Consider the following 15,937-nt stretch of genomic DNA (forward strand, 5'->3'; position numbering starts at 1 on the left):
TCGTCGTGGTGAAGGTCTTCCCCTTTTTGCCTGTGGGATCGCCAATCATGCCAGTAAAGTCACCAATCAAGAAAATAACCTCATGACCCAAATCTTGAAATATACGTAATTTGTTAATTAATACGGTGTGTCCTAAGTGTAAATCTGGTGCTGTTGGGTCAAAACCTGCTTTTACACGTAATGGTCGGCCTTCTTTAAGTTTGGCCAATAATTCAGTTTCTTGAATAATGTCGGCTGTACCACGTTTAATCAATTCAAGTTGCTGTTCAGGTGTCATCATTTTCTTTACTACGCTAAAATAAAAATTTGCGTTATTTTAGGGCGAATAGCTATAAATTGCATTATGCTCTACAAGTTTTTAAAAAAATGAGTGTTTACAATGGATGAGATTTATTTAGGTTTGATGTCTGGTACTAGTCTGGATGCGGTTGATGCCGTTGCTGTGTTATTCAATGCACAAGGCTGTCAACTTTTAGCCACTCATTCTGTAGATTTACCACTCAGTTTGCGTGCTGATATTTTAACGCTTACTCAACCGACCCCTTATGAAATTGACTTAATGGGTAAAGTTGATGTGGAAATTGGCTTGCTCTTTGCCCAATGCGCCAATGAGTTGCGAGATAAGTTATCTTTAGAACAACAACAGCAAATAAAAGCGATTGGTAGCCACGGCCAAACTATTCGCCATCGACCTTATGCCCAAACACCTTTCACCTTACAAATTGGTGATCCCAATGTGATTGCTGAAAAAACCAGAATGACGGTTGTCGCTGATTTTCGCCGTCGTGATGTTGCTGCTGGTGGACAAGGTGCGCCTTTGGTTCCTGCTTTCCATAAAGCCTTATTAAAAAGTTCTTCTATAGATAGAGTCGTACTTAATTTAGGTGGCATGGCTAATATTACGGTTTTACCTAGCCAAAAAGATATTTTAGTGTATGGCTACGATACTGGCCCTGCTAATGTATTAATTGATGCTTGGTGTCAGCAACATTTACAACAGAACTATGATGAAGATGGCCGATGGGCAGCTTCTGGCACAGTGATTCCTGAATTACTCGAAAAATTACTGGCACATTCCTTTTTTGCGAAAGCTGCTCCCAAAAGTACGGGGCGCGAAGATTTTCACTTAGCATGGTTAGAAGATGTGTTAAGCAACTTTGAGCATTACGATTTGGCGGATGTTCAAGCGACTTTATTAGAGTTAACCACGACTTCTGTTGCCAATGAGATTAATAAAATTGGTTTTGCCCAAGGTGAGTTGTATTTATGCGGCGGTGGTGCATACAATCCCATTTTATGGCAATCTTTAGCCCATAAACTACCTAATTACCAACTATTTTCTACAGAAAAAATTGGCATATCGCCAACTTGGATTGAAGCAACGGCTTTTGCATGGTTAGCCCAACAAACTATCAAAGGCTTAACAGGTAACTTACCAGCTGTGACAGGTGCAGATGGAAAACGTATTCTAGGTGGAATTTTTCAAGCTTGATTATCAAGGAGGACTTTACTTTGTCCTCCTTGATTAATTTAGATAGAGAAAGAGGAACCACAGCCACACGTTGTTGTGGCATTTGGATTTTTAATCACAAAACGTGAACCTTCTAAACCTTCAACATAATCGACTTCTGAACCTACTAAATATTGAAAGCTCAACGAATCAACTAACATCGTCACATCTTCATTTTCAAAAATAGAATCGCTTTCGTTGGAGTTTTCATCAAAGGTGAAACCATAAGAGAAACCAGAACAACCGCCACCTGTGATATAAACACGTAGTTTAAGATTAGGATTGGATTCACCTTCACGCAATTTACGTACTTTAGCCGCTGCACGGTCGGTAAGAATCATGCCTTGAGCCAGCTCTGACATAAAACAGCCTCATCATAAATGGGCATATCTGCCCCAAAAGTTAAATTTGACTAAATTACTAGGAATTATCTTGCGTTAGCTATCAACCGTCAACTCGAATTTGTTGCTTTTCACCGCAAAGAAAAAGCCCAGCATTAGCTGGGCTTTGGCATTATGTCAGATAAGTAATTGATTACTCGTCTTTTAATGCACACTCGAAGCTTGCTGGATCGTGTTTACAACGTACACGCTTCAATAAACTTAACATTTTTTTGTCGTAAATACCGTCAGCAGCCAAAGCAATACGGGATTCGCGCATTAATTTGACGTAACCAGGCTTATCGGCTTCTGCAACGTCCATCCAATATTTAGCTGGAACATCTTTTTCAGTTTTTTCGATATTTTTGAATGCTTTGTCAACTTGAGTTGCTACATATTCGCGGCTCTTTTGACCAAAACCTTCTGGAAATTTCTTAGGATTGATAATGATGTTGCCAGTAATTTGTACGATTGGGAAACGTACAATAGCACCTTTAGTGCCCAAACCTTTGTACAATTCTAATGGTTTGATTGCAACCGCTGGTGCAGCAACGATGTCTACTTGACCATTGTTGAATTTACCAGCAAAGTTAGTTACGTCAGAAGCAACTGGTTGTGCACCAATTTTTTGTACCATTTTAGCTTGAGATTTGTCATAGTCTAAAACAGCAATCTTTTTACCAGAAACTTTAGATAAGTTGTTGATAGCACGGTCATTTACTAATAAGTAACCCGCACCTAATGGCATAATACCTACAACTTCATAAGAACCACTGGCCATACTTGGTGCAATTTTGGGGCTGCTTAATAAAGTTAATACATCACGCATTTGTGCATAAGTCGTGATAGCACCAATAGAGTCAATACTGCCTGTAAAGGTATTAAATTGACGGCCACGTAAACCTGTCAAACTTACACCATCACATTGACCAGCTTTGAAATCTTCAGCAGCAATACGCTCGTCAGTATAAGGCTTCAATTCAATATCTGCACCCCACTTAGCGGCCGCTAAGGAGTAGTCTTTCATCATGGCATAGACGTCACCGCCTGTGCCCAATAAGTCAAATACACAAATTTTTTGTTTTGCAGCGTGTGCAGCTGGACTTAAAGCAACACCAGCAGAGATAATGGCAGCAGCCAAAGCGGACGTTTTTTTCATGATTGTTCCTTGTTGTAGCAAATAATATATTTTAAAAAATCAAACTTTTGAGCTTCCCCTCAGTGAGTGCTGATTATTTTTACAGGAGAATGTAAAAAGTCACTATCCAAGCTCAGTAAAAGTTTGGGCGATTCTACCTAACAAAAGCAATGTTAAACATAGTTTTTGTTAAAGACATTGGTAATTTATATGCAAAATTACTTTTTATTTTTAACCAATATAAACCATAAACCCCATTTGTATAGATGGATACGTATTTTTAGAAATATTTTGTAAAATTTTAGCTAAAAAAAAGGGTGGCAGGGTGCCACCCCAAAAGAGGGTTCTTTTGAATAGACAGCGCAACTTGCCTAAATATGCGTCACTCAAATCTTAATAAACATAAGATCTAAGTGTTAACAATTAAGCAGCTTTACGCTTTTCGCCAGCAGCTACTAAATCATTAAATAACTTTTCAGCTTCAACTTTTAATTTGTCAGCTTCAACTTTTAAAGTTTCAACTAAACCAACAGCAACTAACACAACTTTTTTGTCGTTAGCAGCTTGTTCGCCACGAGCAGCTTGACCAGCAGCAACTAATTTGTCTAATTGCTTTTGACCTTCTTCTTCAACTTTAGCAACCACTTCTTCAACTTTAGACACAACGCCTAAACTCGCTAAAGAAACTTGATTACCTAAATCTTTAACACGATCAACCAATTTTACTTCAACTTGGCTTTCTGCAACGTCTTTTAACTCGCCCATGACTATCTCCGAGGAATTTAATACACCAACACTCATTACCTAAAAGTTAATGTTTGAATTAAGAACTCCGTTTAGTAACTCTACCGTTGTTTATTGCAAGCAATATCACAGGGTACAAACATTAAACTTTTTCTATCAGCTCGCTCAGTGATGATTTACTGCGCTGCTGTCTTGATGGCGATTATAGAGGGGCAATTAGCGACTAAAGCATGTATTTGTTTGACAATCAAACAAGATAAACGTTTTTTTATTCATCTAAGATAAAAGCTCGTTAAACACGAGCTTTGGAGACAATCTATAGCAAGTTATAAAGCCATTTTATTGGGCAAAACAGCAGCAATTTGCTGAATGCGGGTGTTGAGAGTGTCTAAACAGTCTGCAGTGACAGTAATATGGCCTAATTTACGGCCAACACGCTCAGTCTTACCATACAGGTGTAAATGGGCTTCGGGAATAGCCAAAATGTCAGAAGTTTTTGGATGTTGGCCAATGATATTAATCATGGCACTTGGCCGTAGCTCTTGCGTGCTGCCTAATGGCAAACCTGCTACTGCACGCATATGATTTTCAAATTGCGAGCAAATCGCTCCCTCAATACTCCAATGCCCTGAATTATGCACTCGTGGTGCAGTTTCGTTAGCATATAAACCTTGGTCAGTTTGGAACATTTCTAAGGTTAATACGCCCACATGATTTAATTCATGCAAAATAGCAGTGATGTATTGCTCTGCTTGGGCTTGTGTTGCTGCATCAACTTGTGGTGCAGGTACGACAGAGTGCGACAAAATTCCTTGATGATGGGTATTCCACGCTAAAGGATAACAACGCGTTTCACCATCTTGTGCACGCACTGCAATAATAGATAACTCACGGTTAAACTGAATAAATGCTTCTGCTATTAAAGGAGCACCAGCTTGTAACTCTGACCATGCTTGCGCCACTTGCTCTGCTTGACGAATAACAAATTGTCCTTTGCCATCATAACCACCCATTGTGGTTTTTACGACTAATGGTAAACCAAGAGTATCGACTGCTTGTTGTAAATCGGCTTGTGAGCATACTTGGTGATAAGCTGCAGCAGGAATGCCTAATTTGGCAAATAATTGTTTTTCATTTAAACGATTTTGTGAAACTGCTAAAGATTTAACACTCGGATAAACAGGCTTGTGTTGAGCAATATGTTCTACCCATGCAACTGGAATATTTTCAAACTCATAGGTAAATACATCGGCACTGGCCAAAAAAGCATCTAAGCTGGCTTTGCTAGCTTCTTTGTCACCAATCACCTCACCTAATGGAGCAGATGGACAGTTTGCGGCTGATTCATAAAAGCTAAAACTTAGATTAAAGGGATATGCTGCCAAAGCCATCATTCGGCCTAACTGACCGCCACCAAAAATCCCAATTTTCATGCTTGCTCTCCCGGAATAGGGTTAGCTAAGACTTTGTCGGTTTGTTGTTGTCGAAAGTTTTCAATTGCTTGTAAATATTCTGGATATTGTGCCGCTAAAATTTGGGTGGCCAATAAACCTGCATTGGTTGCCCCTGCTTTGCCAATGGCTAAGGTTGCAACAGGCACACCTGCGGGCATTTGCACAATCGATAATAAAGAATCTAAACCATTGAGTGCCTGTGATTGCACAGGAACGCCTAGCACAGGTAAGGATGTTTTAGAGGCACACATACCAGGTAAATGCGCTGCCCCCCCTGCCCCTGCAATAATCACTTGAATGCCACGATCACGTGCAGCTTCGGCATAAGCAAATAATTTGTCGGGAGTACGATGTGCAGACACAACTTCTGCCTCAAAAGGTACACCGAGGGTGCGTAATACATCGGCGGCATGTTGCATGGTTGCCCAATCCGATTGTGAACCCATAATAATACCGACTAAGGGAGTTGCCGTTGTTGCTGTCATGACCAAAGTTCTCTAGAAACACCTTTACAGTTTTGCACTGAAAGGCGGGTAAGTTTAAAAAGCCGACTATTTTGGCTGAATAATTACCCTAGGCCAAGTGTTTATGTAAAAAATTTAGTTTCTAAACATGAAATAAACGGCACCTAATAAACATAAACCCGCATAAACATAATCCATTTTGAAAGGTTCTTTGAGATATAAAATGGCAAAAGGCACAAAGACACTCAAAGTAATGACTTCTTGAATAATTTTTAACTGCCCTACTGATAAGACACTATGACCAATTCTATTAGCAGGCACCATTAATAAATACTCAAAAAGCGCAATACACCAACTAAAAATAGCCGCTAAATACCACGGTTTATCTTGTAGATTTTTCAGATGACCATACCAAGCAAAGGTCATAAAGATATTGGAACAAATTAATAATAGGATTGTTTGTAAGGTAATCGGCATAACAAGTCTCTAAGTTTAAGTCTTACGCAGTTATCGCTTAGTTGCTCATAGCTCAATGATTTTATATTCACAAAATGCGCTAATTTCGATGTAATGCGTCAGTTCTGAGTGCCATTAATTCGCTATAATTCGGCGATAATTTTTTAGGATATTGGCTAAATGAAAGCCCTATTACAACTTTTTTGGCAAATTCTACGATTTAAACGCGGCCCTGAAGATGTTCCTTATGCTCCTAATCTGTTATGGCTACTGCTTATCATCAATTTGACGATTAGTATTACAGCCCAATCAATTGGTAGACCAAATCAATTTAATATTGCCGTAACTTTGCCAATCATTGCCCTTGGTGTAGAGTCTTTATGTATCTTTAGCTTATTACATCTCAAAAAATTGAGTAATCGTTTTACCCAAAGCTTAATTGCTATTTTAGGAGTCGATAGCTTTTTAAGCTTAGCCACGATCCCGTTATTAATACTCGGCTTTCAACTCATTGGCCAAACACCACTACTCAAATTTTTAGGTTTATTGGAGGTCATTTTATTGGGATGGAGTATTGCGATTAGAGCCTTTATTTATCATCGTGCTTTAAATATTGGCTTATTACTCGGTAATTTAATGGCTCTCATGATACTCTTATTAACATTATCAATTAACGTTAAAGTATTTCCCGAACTCTTAGAACAAGCCAAAGCGGCTGCTAGTCAATCTTCTCGTTAGGACACAAGATATTATGCATATTCATATTTTAGGTATTTGCGGCACATTTATGGGGTCATTAGCCGTTTTAGCTAAAAATTTGGGCCATAAAGTGACAGGTAGTGATGCGAATGTTTATCCCCCCATGAGCACTCAACTAGAAGCTCAAGGGATTAGTCTGATGCAAGGCTATGAACCAGAACATTTGCAACCTCGCCCTGATTTAGTCATTGTTGGCAATGCCATGAAACGTGGCATTCCTGCAGTAGAATATGTGTTAAATGAAGGCATTCCTTATACCTCTGGCCCACAATGGTTGGCGCAATATGTGTTACAAGGCAAACACGTTTTAGGCGTGGCTGGTACACATGGCAAAACCACGACCACCACCATGGTTGCTTGGATTTTAGAACAAGCAGGTTTAGCACCCGGTTTTTTGATTGGTGGTGTACCCAAAGGTTTTGAAGCAAGTGCGCGTTTAGGCGGTGGCAAATATTTTGTCGTTGAAGCCGATGAATATGACTCTGCCTTCTTTGATAAACGCTCTAAGTTTGTTCATTACGCGCCAAAAACAGCGATTTTAAATAATTTAGAATTTGACCATGCTGATATTTTTGATGATTTAGCCGCTATTCAAAAACAATTTCATCATTTAGTCCGCACTATTCCCAGTACAGGCAAAATTATTGTCCCTGCCAACGATGACAACTTAAAAGACACTTTAGCCAAAGGCTGTTGGACGCCTGTGGAAACAACAGGTATCGCCCCCAATGTTAGCGATTGGCAAGCTGAGTTGCGTGCCAATGATGGCAGTCGTTTTGTGGTGTCCTATAAAGGTCAACAAGCCGAAGTCAATTGGGGCATGACAGGTTTACACAGTGTTTATAATGGTTTGGCGGCAATTGCGGCGGCGCATAATGTTGGTGTAGAGTTACAAACGGCTTGTGCTGCATTAAGTGCGTTTGGTGGCGTAAAACGTCGTATGGAGTTGGTGGGTGAAGTTGCCGACATTAGCGTTTATGATGATTTTGCCCACCACCCGACTGCAATTAAAACCACCTTAGAAGGTTTACGCAACAAGGTTGGCGAGCGCAAGATTTGGGCAATTATTGAGCCGCGCTCAAACACCATGAGAATGGGTACACACAAAGATAATTTAGCTGAATCTGCACGCGATGCTGACCAAGTGATTTGGTATCAGCCCGCAGGTTTGGATTGGGATTTAAGTCCAGTCATTGCGGCTTCACCTGTGCCAGCTCAAGTTGCTAATAATATTGATGGCATTATTGCTGATGTGATTGCTCAAGTTAAATCGGGCGATGCGATTGTCATTATGTCTAATGGCGGTTTTGGTGGCATTCATGGCAAGTTAGTAAATGCGTTAAAAGCAAAATTTGCTTGATGTGATAAATTAAGTATTTCAACAATGAGATACAAACCTATCTCATTGTGTTAAAGAGAAGAAACAATGTCTTATAGTGTTGCTAGCAATTTTTATCTTATTGATAATTATTTATTTGATACAGAACTATTGCCCAAAGACTATTTGCTCAAGACGAACAAACGAACTGAACGCAGGTATGGCTATGCTCACGATTTTTGTATTTTTTCTTATTATGGCCGTTCTTTATACCACACATATTCTAATATTTTGCCGCGTAGCCCGTCTCCTAATAAACTACTAACGTTTCTTATATGTGATGCTGTCTATGAATCTCAATACTTTATAATAAAGCCGTCTGAATTATATGAGCTAGTCAATGAGTTAAATATACTTGTCAATTGGATGAGTACAGACAATTACTGCTTAACAGAACTGTTATACTTTTTATCAGATAACGATATAAAAGCTATATTAGAAGGAAACTATGCCAAGGAGCTTAATCACTCAGAATTTATTTATTACGCTTTTTATTGTTTGATTGATTTAAAGAATATGGCTCTCAAAGCTATTGAAAATAATCAATTTTTTGTTATTAAGATTTATGTATCCTAATTGTATAAAGCTGGCATAAACACACCTTGACCAAATTCTTTAGTCAGGCGAGCAATTAATTTTTTTTCTTTAGGCAATAGTTTTTGTTGGCTAATATATGCCCAACGCTTCTCATAAAACACAAAAGCCAATTGAGCAGGAATAAATTTTTGATGAACATCCCACAAAATATGATTTAGCTCTGGATAATGGCTACGGTTAATATTGGACATAATCAACTACTGTTTAAATATCTGTCTTAAATCTAGCCAAAATTGAAACAAAAATAAAGGCGCAAATTGCGCCTTTATTTTAAATCTTATCGACTACCCTCACCCCAGCCCTCTCCTACAGGGAGAGAGTTAGAGCGAGGGGAAAAGCTAGCTTATTTTTTAGCAGCTTCGATAGATTTTAATACTTCAGCCTTAGCGACTTCAGCACCTTCCCAACCTGTTACTTTAACCCACTTACCTGGCTCTAAAGCTTTGTAAGTTTCGAAGAAATGACGGATTTGGTTGATTAACAACTCTGGCAAATCGGTATATTCTTTAACGTTTTTGTAGATTGGTGTCAATTTGTCGTGTGGTACAGCAATTAACTTAGCATCAATACCAGACTCATCTTCCATGTTTAATTTGCCAACTGGACGGCAACGAATCACAGAACCAGGTGCAACTGGGTATGGAGTTACAACTAATACGTCTAATGGGTCACCATCTTCAGATAAGGTGTTTGGGATATAACCATAGTTAGCTGGGTAAAACATGGCTGTACCCATGAAACGGTCAACAAATAAAGCATCGCTGTCTTTGTCGATTTCGTATTTGATTGGGTCATGGTTAGCAGGAATTTCGATCACAACATAAATGTCGTTTGGTGCGTCTTTTCCGGGAGGAATGTTGTTGTAACTCATGGTTTACTCTCTGTAATGAACTGACTCAGATTTGTCGGTCAGCGTGGAAAACGTGGCGCGTATTATACGCCTGATATTCAACTTGCCAACAGGTAGACGACAAAAAGCTCCCATTCAATATCAACAAAAAATATTTAAATCATTTAGAGATTACGCGGTTATCGCTTGTTTACTCGCTAATTTCGATGGAATACGTAAGTCTGAAATTGACATCCTAGTCGTTATATACAATCATACATAACGAATTTTGACCAAAATGTAAGAGATAACCGATGTTTTATGTCAAACCATCACTGCGTTCATTCATTTTATTCAGTAGTGTTTTTTATGCACAACTCAGTTTTGCTACCGAACAAGTAACCTTGTATGCAGCCGCCAGTTTGACTAATGCCTTAACAGAAATTAGTAAAAGTTATCAAACAAACCATGATGTGATGATTAAAACCTCCTTTGCGGGTTCATCAACCTTAGCCAAACAAATTGAAGCAGGTGCGCCAGCACAAGTATTTGCTTCTGCTGATGTGCAATGGATGGACTATTTGCAAAAACGCAATAAATTACAACCGAATAGCCGTAAAGAACTATTAGGCAATAGTTTGGTGTTAATTACGCCAAAAAATCAAAGCATTAGCGTTAACATGGACAAATCCTTTGATTTAGCTAACGCCTTTACTGGCAAAATTTGTACAGGTGATACCGCCAGTGTGCCTGTAGGCATTTACGCTAAACAAGCCTTACAATATTTGGGCTGGTGGTCTGGTTTAGAAAAACGCTTAGTCGCTACGGATGATGTGCGTACTGCTTTAGCCTTTGTTGAGCGTGGTGAATGTGCTGTGGGTATTGTTTATGAGACGGATGCTAAAATTAGCGATAAAGTAACGATAGTTGGCCGCTTTCCTGCCTCTAGTCACTCAAAAATTGTTTATCCTCTTGCCTTAATTGCAGGGGCTTCTGCCGCAAGTACCAAGTTTTATCACTATTTACAAAGCGATAAAGCCCAAGCGGTATTTAGTAAATACGGCTTTGTTATTTTGAAGCCGTAAATGATGTATTTATCTCCCGAAGAATGGTCGGCATTAGCCTTGTCGTTTAAAGTGGCGAGTTTTTGTACCTTAGTGGGTATTGTGCCTGCGATTGCCTTAGCATGGTTGTTGGCGCGTAAACAGTTTTGGGGCAAAGCCTTGTTGGATGCCACCATTCATTTGCCAATGGTGTTGCCGCCTGTTGTACCAGGTTATTTGTTGTTATTGGCGTTTGGTCATCATGGCGTAATTGGTCATTGGTTATTTAATACTTTTGGTTGGTCATTTGCCTTTAATTGGAAAGGTGCAGTATTGGCCTCGTTGGTGATGAGTTTGCCGTTAATGGTGCAGTCGATACGCTTAGCGATTCAATTGGTTGATACGCGTTTGGAAGATGCAGCACGTACGTTAGGAGCAAATAATTGGTCGGTATTGTTTAGTATTACTTTACCACTGGCTTTACCCGGTATTTTAGTCGGGGCGTTGTTGGGTTTTAGTCGTAGTTTAGGCGAATTTGGTGCAACCATTACTTTTGTGGGTAATATTGCAGACGAAACTCGAACTTTGCCGTTAGCCATTTATAGTGTGATTCATCAACCTAATGGCGAAGCAATGGCTACCCGTTTAATTGTGATTTCGTTGTTATTAGCGTTTGCCGCGTTATTGTTGAGTAATTATTGGTCACAACGCATGCAGCAACGTTTAGGTTATCAATCCCATGCTTGAGTTGGATATTGTCATACAACGTGGTGATTTTGTATTACCGATACAAGCGCAATTAAATAGCACCGTGACAGGTATTTTTGGTGCGTCGGGCTGTGGTAAAAGTAGCTTGTTAAGTGCCATTGTAGGGTTACTACGACCACAACAAGGACAGATAATTTTAGATGGGCAAACATTATTTGATAGTCGAAAAAAAATCAACCTAGCACCACAACAACGTCATATTGGCTTGATGTTTCAAGACGGCCAACTATTTCCTCACTTATCAGTTAAAGACAATTTATTGTATGGTTATCAACGCTTAAGCCGCTCAGAACGGCATTTTCATTTAACCGAAATTTGCCAACTATTAGAAATTAGTCATTTATTAAGCCGTTTGCCAAGACAATTATCGGGTGGTGAAAAACAACGAGTGGCTTTAGGCCGAGCGATTTTATATTCCCCTCGATTATTATTATTAGATGAGCCGTTGTCATCTTTGGATGAAACCCGCAAAGCACAAATTTTACCGTTTTTGGCGCGAGTCCGTGATGAGGTAAAAATTCCGATGCTCTATGTCAGTCATGCGTTGAGTGAAATTGATTATTTGACCGATGATATTATTTATTTGAATCAAATGGCTGCTGATTAACCTGAGACAAAAGTCCACATAACTGTTGTTCATAACTCTTTAATTGCTGTTGTACTTGTTGTTGCATGGTTTGATAAATATGCAATACCTCTACCCCCAACTCAGTGAGTTGTGCGCCGCCACCATGTTTGCCGCCTTTAGTCGAGACCACCAAAGGCGAAACAAAACAGCTATTCATGGTTTCTACTAATAACCACGCACGGCGATAACTCATGCCTAATTGCCGACCTGCTGCCGAAATCGAGCCAGTTGCGCCAATCGCGGCCAATAGTTCCGCTTTACCAGACCCCAAGGCAATTTGACTACCTTGCATTAAACGGATTTGCAACTTTAAATAACTATTGGCAGAGTTATCGCTCATATTTGGCCTTGTGAATATTACTGCACCATTTCTTGTTCTGTGAATAAACCATCAAACAATACCGTTGATAAATAACGTTCGCCTGTGTCTGGCAAAATCACGACAATGGTTTTATCAGCATTTTCAGGACGTGCTGCCACTCTTGCTGCTGCCGCTACGGCTGCACCACAAGAAATGCCAGCCAAAATACCTTCTTCACGCATTAAGCGACGCGCATAGTCAATCGCTTCTTCATTACTAATGGTTTCAACACCATCAACTAAACTTAAATCTAAGTTTTTAGGTACAAAGTTGGCACCAATACCTTGTATTTTATGAGGTGCTGGTTTGATGTCTTGGCCTGCTCGTGTTTGGCTAATAATGGGCGAAGCTTCAGGTTCAACCGCAATGGTTTGAATTGCTTTACCTTGGGTTTGTTTAATATAACGAGACACACCCGTTAATGTGCCGCCAGTGCCTACCCCTGCAATAAAAATATCCACTTCACCATCAGTATCTTGCCAAATTTCAGGGCCAGTGGTTTTTTCATGAATGGCTGGGTTAGCAGGATTTTCAAATTGTTGTGGTAAAAAGTAATGTTCAGGATTGCTGGCACAAATTTCTTCAGCTTTCTCAATCGCCCCTTTCATGCCTTTGGCTGCTTCGGTTAACACTAACGTTGCCCCCAAGGCTTTTAACACTTTACGACGCTCTAAACTCATCGAAGCTGGCATCGTTAAGGTTAACTTGTAACCTTTTGCCGCAGCAACATAGGCTAAAGCAATCCCAGTATTACCCGAGGTTGGCTCAACAATTTCCATCCCAGCTTTTAACTTACCTGACTGTTCAGCATCCCAAATCATATTGGCACCAATACGACATTTCACTGAATAGGCAGGATTACGTCCTTCAATTTTGGCATAGACTTTTTTATGTCCTTCAACCACACGATTTAAACGAACCAATGGCGTATTGCCAATAGAAAACGCATTATCGTCATAAACTTTTGCCATGATACAGTCCTAGTTTTTACCAAATTTAAAAACACATACTTTGGCGATTTTGTGTCACACTTGCAACAATCTTTTTTATCTATTGATATTCAAACGGAGCATTAAGCATGACGCTTCTTGGCCAAGCCGCCATTTTTTTAGGCGCGGCTCTATTAGTCGTACCACTCTGCCATCGGCTTGGTCTAGCGACCGTGTTAGGCTATCTAATTACAGGTATTCTCATAGGTCCTAATTTGCTCGATTTGGCAGGCGATGCCAATACTGTGTTGCATTTTGCCGAGTTTGGCGTAGTCATGCTGTTATTTATTATAGGTCTAGAATTAGAACCTTCACGACTTTGGGTGCTAAAACGCTCCATTTTTGTTTTAGGGGGTTTACAAGTTTTTGTCACAGGCTGTTTGTTTAGTGCCATTGGCGTAGCACTAGATTTTAGCCTTGTCACCAGTTGTATTGCTGGTTTTGGTTTGGCAATGTCTTCTACGGCCTTTGTCATGCAGCTTTTAGCCGAAAAAAAGCAATTAACGACACGTCATGGTCGTGAAGCTTTTGCCATTTTGCTCTTTCAAGATATGGCGGTTATTCCTTTATTGGCGATTTTACCAATTTTGTCTGGTGGTGGTAATCAAGAATATAACCTCACTTATTTTGCCAAAGTGATTGGTGTGTTTGTGTTATTAATCGCGGCCAGTCGTGTGGTGATTCGTCCTGTCTTTCGCTTAATTGCTGCCAGTAAAGCTAATGAATTACTCACTGCTGCTGCCTTGTTTATTATTATTGGCATTGCTGTGGTCATGGACAAATTAGGGTTGTCGATGGCTTTAGGCGCATTTGTCACTGGTGTTTTGCTTGCCGACTCCGAATATCGTCATGAATTAGAAGCCAATATTCAACCGTTTAAAGGCTTATTACTGGGTTTATTTTTTATGGCGGTGGGCATGAGTACCGATATGCACCGCTTAACTAACGAACCATTGTTAATTGTTGGTGGTGCAATCGCCCTAATGACCCTTAAATTTTTGGTATTAATTATTATTGGCAAATTTGTTGGCAATCCTTGGCAAACTAGCATTCGTTTAGGGGTGAGCTTGGCACAAGGGGGTGAATTTGCCTTTGTCTTGTTTAGCAGTGCCACAGGCTTAAAACTATTACCTAGCGAATTAAGCGACCGCTTGATTTTAATTGTCACCTTATCAATGGCACTCACACCACTCGCCTTCTTTTTATTAGAAAAATTAGTTGAGCCTTTATGGAACAAACAAGAGAAACGTGCGTTTGATGAAATTCATGCGGATGACCACGAAAACCCTGTTGTGATTGCGGGTTTTGGTCGTTTTGGTCAAATTATTGCCCGCGTATTAAAAATGCACAAAATTCCTTTTACTGCTTTAGAAGGTGATGCGCGTCAGGTCGACTTTGTCCGTCGTTTTGGTAATAAAATTTATTATGGTAATCCTAGTCATGTGGAAATGTTGCGTGCCGCCAAACTCGACAAAGCCAAAGTGTTTATTTTAGCGATTGATGACGTTAATGATTCGATACGTACCGCCATGCAAGTCCGCCACTATTATCCCCATTTAACCATTTTGGCGCGGGCGCGTGACCGCCGTCACTCCTATCAACTAATGGATATTGGCGTGCATGTTGTCACCCGTGAATTGTTTGCTTCATCATTAGATGTCGCTCAAAAAGCCTTAATTGAGGCTGGTTTAAGTCCTGAACGTGCCGCACAAGGCATACAAAAGTTTAGAGAATATGATGAACAACTATTGATTCGCCAACAGGCTTTTTATCAGGATGAAGAATCCCTCATCGCCAGTAACAAACAAGCCATGCGTGATTTAGAAGAGTTGTTTGAGAGTGACGAAAGAGCAGCTGAAAACTCTTAAAAAAATCCCCCAAAAATGGGGGATTTTTCTATTATCTAAAAACCAATTAATCTTAGTTTTTCTCTTCTTCTTTACCACAACCAATAAAATAGGTTTTTAATGGTGGGAAACCATTAAACTCTACAGAACTATAAGAGGTTGTATAAGCACCAGTAGTCATCCAATACAAACGATCACCCACTGCTAAATTGTGCGGCAAATGATAATTGGCATTTTCATACATAATATCGGTGGAGTCACACGTTGGGCCTGCTAAAACCACGCTGCCCTCACCCACATCTGCACCCATTTTTTCGGTATAAATAGGATACTTGATGGCTTCACCCATAGTTTCGATTAAGCCTTGGAACAAACCAACATCAGTATAAATCCAACGTTTTAAATCGGTACGAGACTTACGCGAAATCAATACGACTTCTGAAACTAATACACCAGATTCACCCACCAAAGAACGACCAGGCTCTAAAATCAACTCTGGTAATTCATCACCGTGGTCATCATGTAAATAACGTAAAATTTCTTCGGCATAAACCTGAATCGGGTTAGATCGGAAGAGCACACGTCTGAACTC

At 39.9% G+C, this 15,937-nt stretch carries 18 protein-coding genes and 1 pseudogene; 8 read left to right on the top strand and 11 right to left on the bottom strand.

Translation table 11 applies throughout. From position 1 onward, the window contains the following. Window positions 1-280: pseudogene (locus tag Q0212_RS00240) on the bottom strand (hypothetical protein); the annotation flags it as partial. Window positions 281-379: 99 nt separating this feature from the next. Here Q0212_RS00240 and Q0212_RS00245 point away from each other — a divergent pair. Next, window positions 380-1,492 carry an anhydro-N-acetylmuramic acid kinase gene (locus Q0212_RS00245; RefSeq protein ID WP_297920568.1) on the top strand — a complete coding sequence of 371 codons (1,113 nt, stop codon included), beginning with the start codon at window positions 380-382 and terminating at the stop codon, window positions 1,490-1,492. Window positions 1,493-1,530: 38 nt separating this feature from the next. On the opposite strand, the gene erpA is transcribed toward Q0212_RS00245, so the two are convergent. From erpA to Q0212_RS00275, 6 genes are all read right to left on the bottom strand, one after another. Next, on the bottom strand, window positions 1,531-1,872 hold the full coding sequence (gene erpA / locus Q0212_RS00250) for an iron-sulfur cluster insertion protein ErpA (protein ID WP_297920570.1): 342 nt from the start codon (window positions 1,870-1,872) through the stop codon (window positions 1,531-1,533). Window positions 1,873-2,044: 172 nt separating this feature from the next. Further along, a complete protein-coding gene (locus Q0212_RS00255; RefSeq protein ID WP_297920572.1) occupies window positions 2,045-3,049 on the bottom strand; it encodes a putative solute-binding protein in 1,005 nt (334 codons plus the stop codon). 402 nt (window positions 3,050-3,451) lie between these two features. Continuing rightward, entirely contained in the window at window positions 3,452-3,793 is a 342-nt protein-coding gene (locus Q0212_RS00260) for a hypothetical protein (protein WP_297920574.1), read from the bottom strand. A 305-nt stretch (window positions 3,794-4,098) separates the two neighbouring features. Continuing rightward, window positions 4,099-5,205, bottom strand: coding sequence for a 5-(carboxyamino)imidazole ribonucleotide synthase (locus Q0212_RS00265; protein ID WP_297920576.1), 1,107 nt, complete (start codon window positions 5,203-5,205; stop codon window positions 4,099-4,101). Further along, window positions 5,202-5,717, bottom strand: coding sequence for a 5-(carboxyamino)imidazole ribonucleotide mutase (purE, locus tag Q0212_RS00270; protein ID WP_297920578.1), 516 nt, complete (start codon window positions 5,715-5,717; stop codon window positions 5,202-5,204). Before purE ends, Q0212_RS00265 begins: the two co-directional genes overlap by 4 nt. 108 nt (window positions 5,718-5,825) lie before the next feature. After that, window positions 5,826-6,167, bottom strand: a complete 342-nt coding sequence (locus Q0212_RS00275; RefSeq protein WP_297920580.1) for a DMT family protein — start codon at window positions 6,165-6,167, stop codon at window positions 5,826-5,828. 159 nt (window positions 6,168-6,326) lie between these two features. On the opposite strand from Q0212_RS00275, the gene Q0212_RS00280 reads away from it, so the two are divergent. The 3 genes from Q0212_RS00280 to Q0212_RS00290 all read left to right on the top strand — a co-directional run bounded on the left by Q0212_RS00280 (window position 6,327) and on the right by Q0212_RS00290 (window position 8,859). After that, complete coding sequence (locus tag Q0212_RS00280) at window positions 6,327-6,884, top strand: hypothetical protein (protein ID WP_297920582.1); 558 nt, start codon at window positions 6,327-6,329, stop codon at window positions 6,882-6,884. A 13-nt stretch (window positions 6,885-6,897) separates the two neighbouring features. Beyond that, a complete protein-coding gene (mpl, locus tag Q0212_RS00285) occupies window positions 6,898-8,265 on the top strand; it encodes a UDP-N-acetylmuramate:L-alanyl-gamma-D-glutamyl-meso-diaminopimelate ligase (protein ID WP_297920584.1) in 1,368 nt (455 codons plus the stop codon). 66 nt (window positions 8,266-8,331) lie between these two features. Further along, the gene (locus tag Q0212_RS00290) at window positions 8,332-8,859 is read left to right on the top strand and encodes a hypothetical protein (RefSeq protein ID WP_297920586.1); all 528 of its coding nucleotides are present in this window, start codon (window positions 8,332-8,334) and stop codon (window positions 8,857-8,859) included. Here Q0212_RS00290 and Q0212_RS00295 read toward each other — a convergent pair. Next, entirely contained in the window at window positions 8,856-9,071 is a 216-nt protein-coding gene (locus Q0212_RS00295; protein ID WP_297920588.1) for a hypothetical protein, read from the bottom strand. The two genes, Q0212_RS00290 and Q0212_RS00295, sit on opposite strands and share 4 nt — an antisense overlap. Before the next feature lie 152 nt (window positions 9,072-9,223). Continuing rightward, window positions 9,224-9,751, bottom strand: a complete 528-nt coding sequence (gene ppa, locus Q0212_RS00300; protein ID WP_297920590.1) for an inorganic diphosphatase — start codon at window positions 9,749-9,751, stop codon at window positions 9,224-9,226. Between the two features lie 272 nt (window positions 9,752-10,023). Between ppa and modA the strand changes: the two genes are divergently transcribed. From modA to modC, 3 genes are read left to right on the top strand one after another with little or no spacing between them, the layout of a single operon-like run. Beyond that, the gene (modA, locus tag Q0212_RS00305; RefSeq protein ID WP_297920592.1) at window positions 10,024-10,794 is read left to right on the top strand and encodes a molybdate ABC transporter substrate-binding protein; all 771 of its coding nucleotides are present in this window, start codon (window positions 10,024-10,026) and stop codon (window positions 10,792-10,794) included. Beyond that, window positions 10,795-11,499, top strand: coding sequence for a molybdate ABC transporter permease subunit (gene modB / locus Q0212_RS00310; protein WP_297920594.1), 705 nt, complete (start codon window positions 10,795-10,797; stop codon window positions 11,497-11,499). After that, window positions 11,492-12,127 carry a molybdenum ABC transporter ATP-binding protein gene (gene modC / locus Q0212_RS00315; RefSeq protein WP_297920596.1) on the top strand — a complete coding sequence of 212 codons (636 nt, stop codon included), beginning with the start codon at window positions 11,492-11,494 and terminating at the stop codon, window positions 12,125-12,127. The genes modB and modC overlap by 8 nt, the downstream gene beginning before the upstream one ends. On the opposite strand, the gene Q0212_RS00320 is transcribed toward modC, so the two are convergent. Continuing rightward, window positions 12,096-12,488, bottom strand: coding sequence for a winged helix-turn-helix domain-containing protein (locus Q0212_RS00320; protein WP_297920598.1), 393 nt, complete (start codon window positions 12,486-12,488; stop codon window positions 12,096-12,098). The genes modC and Q0212_RS00320 overlap by 32 nt on opposite strands. A gap of 17 nt (window positions 12,489-12,505) precedes the next feature. Next, the gene (cysK, locus tag Q0212_RS00325) at window positions 12,506-13,480 is read right to left on the bottom strand and encodes a cysteine synthase A (protein WP_297920600.1); all 975 of its coding nucleotides are present in this window, start codon (window positions 13,478-13,480) and stop codon (window positions 12,506-12,508) included. A 107-nt stretch (window positions 13,481-13,587) separates the two neighbouring features. Here cysK and Q0212_RS00330 point away from each other — a divergent pair, with 107 nt between their 5' ends. After that, window positions 13,588-15,366 (top strand): monovalent cation:proton antiporter-2 (CPA2) family protein, encoded by a 1,779-nt coding sequence (locus Q0212_RS00330; protein ID WP_297920602.1) that lies wholly within the window; start codon window positions 13,588-13,590, stop codon window positions 15,364-15,366. The last annotated feature ends 571 nt before the right edge of the window (window positions 15,367-15,937 follow it).

Source organism: uncultured Agitococcus sp., assembly GCF_937920075.1.
In the GTDB taxonomy this organism is placed as follows: domain Bacteria; phylum Pseudomonadota; class Gammaproteobacteria; order Pseudomonadales; family Moraxellaceae; genus Agitococcus.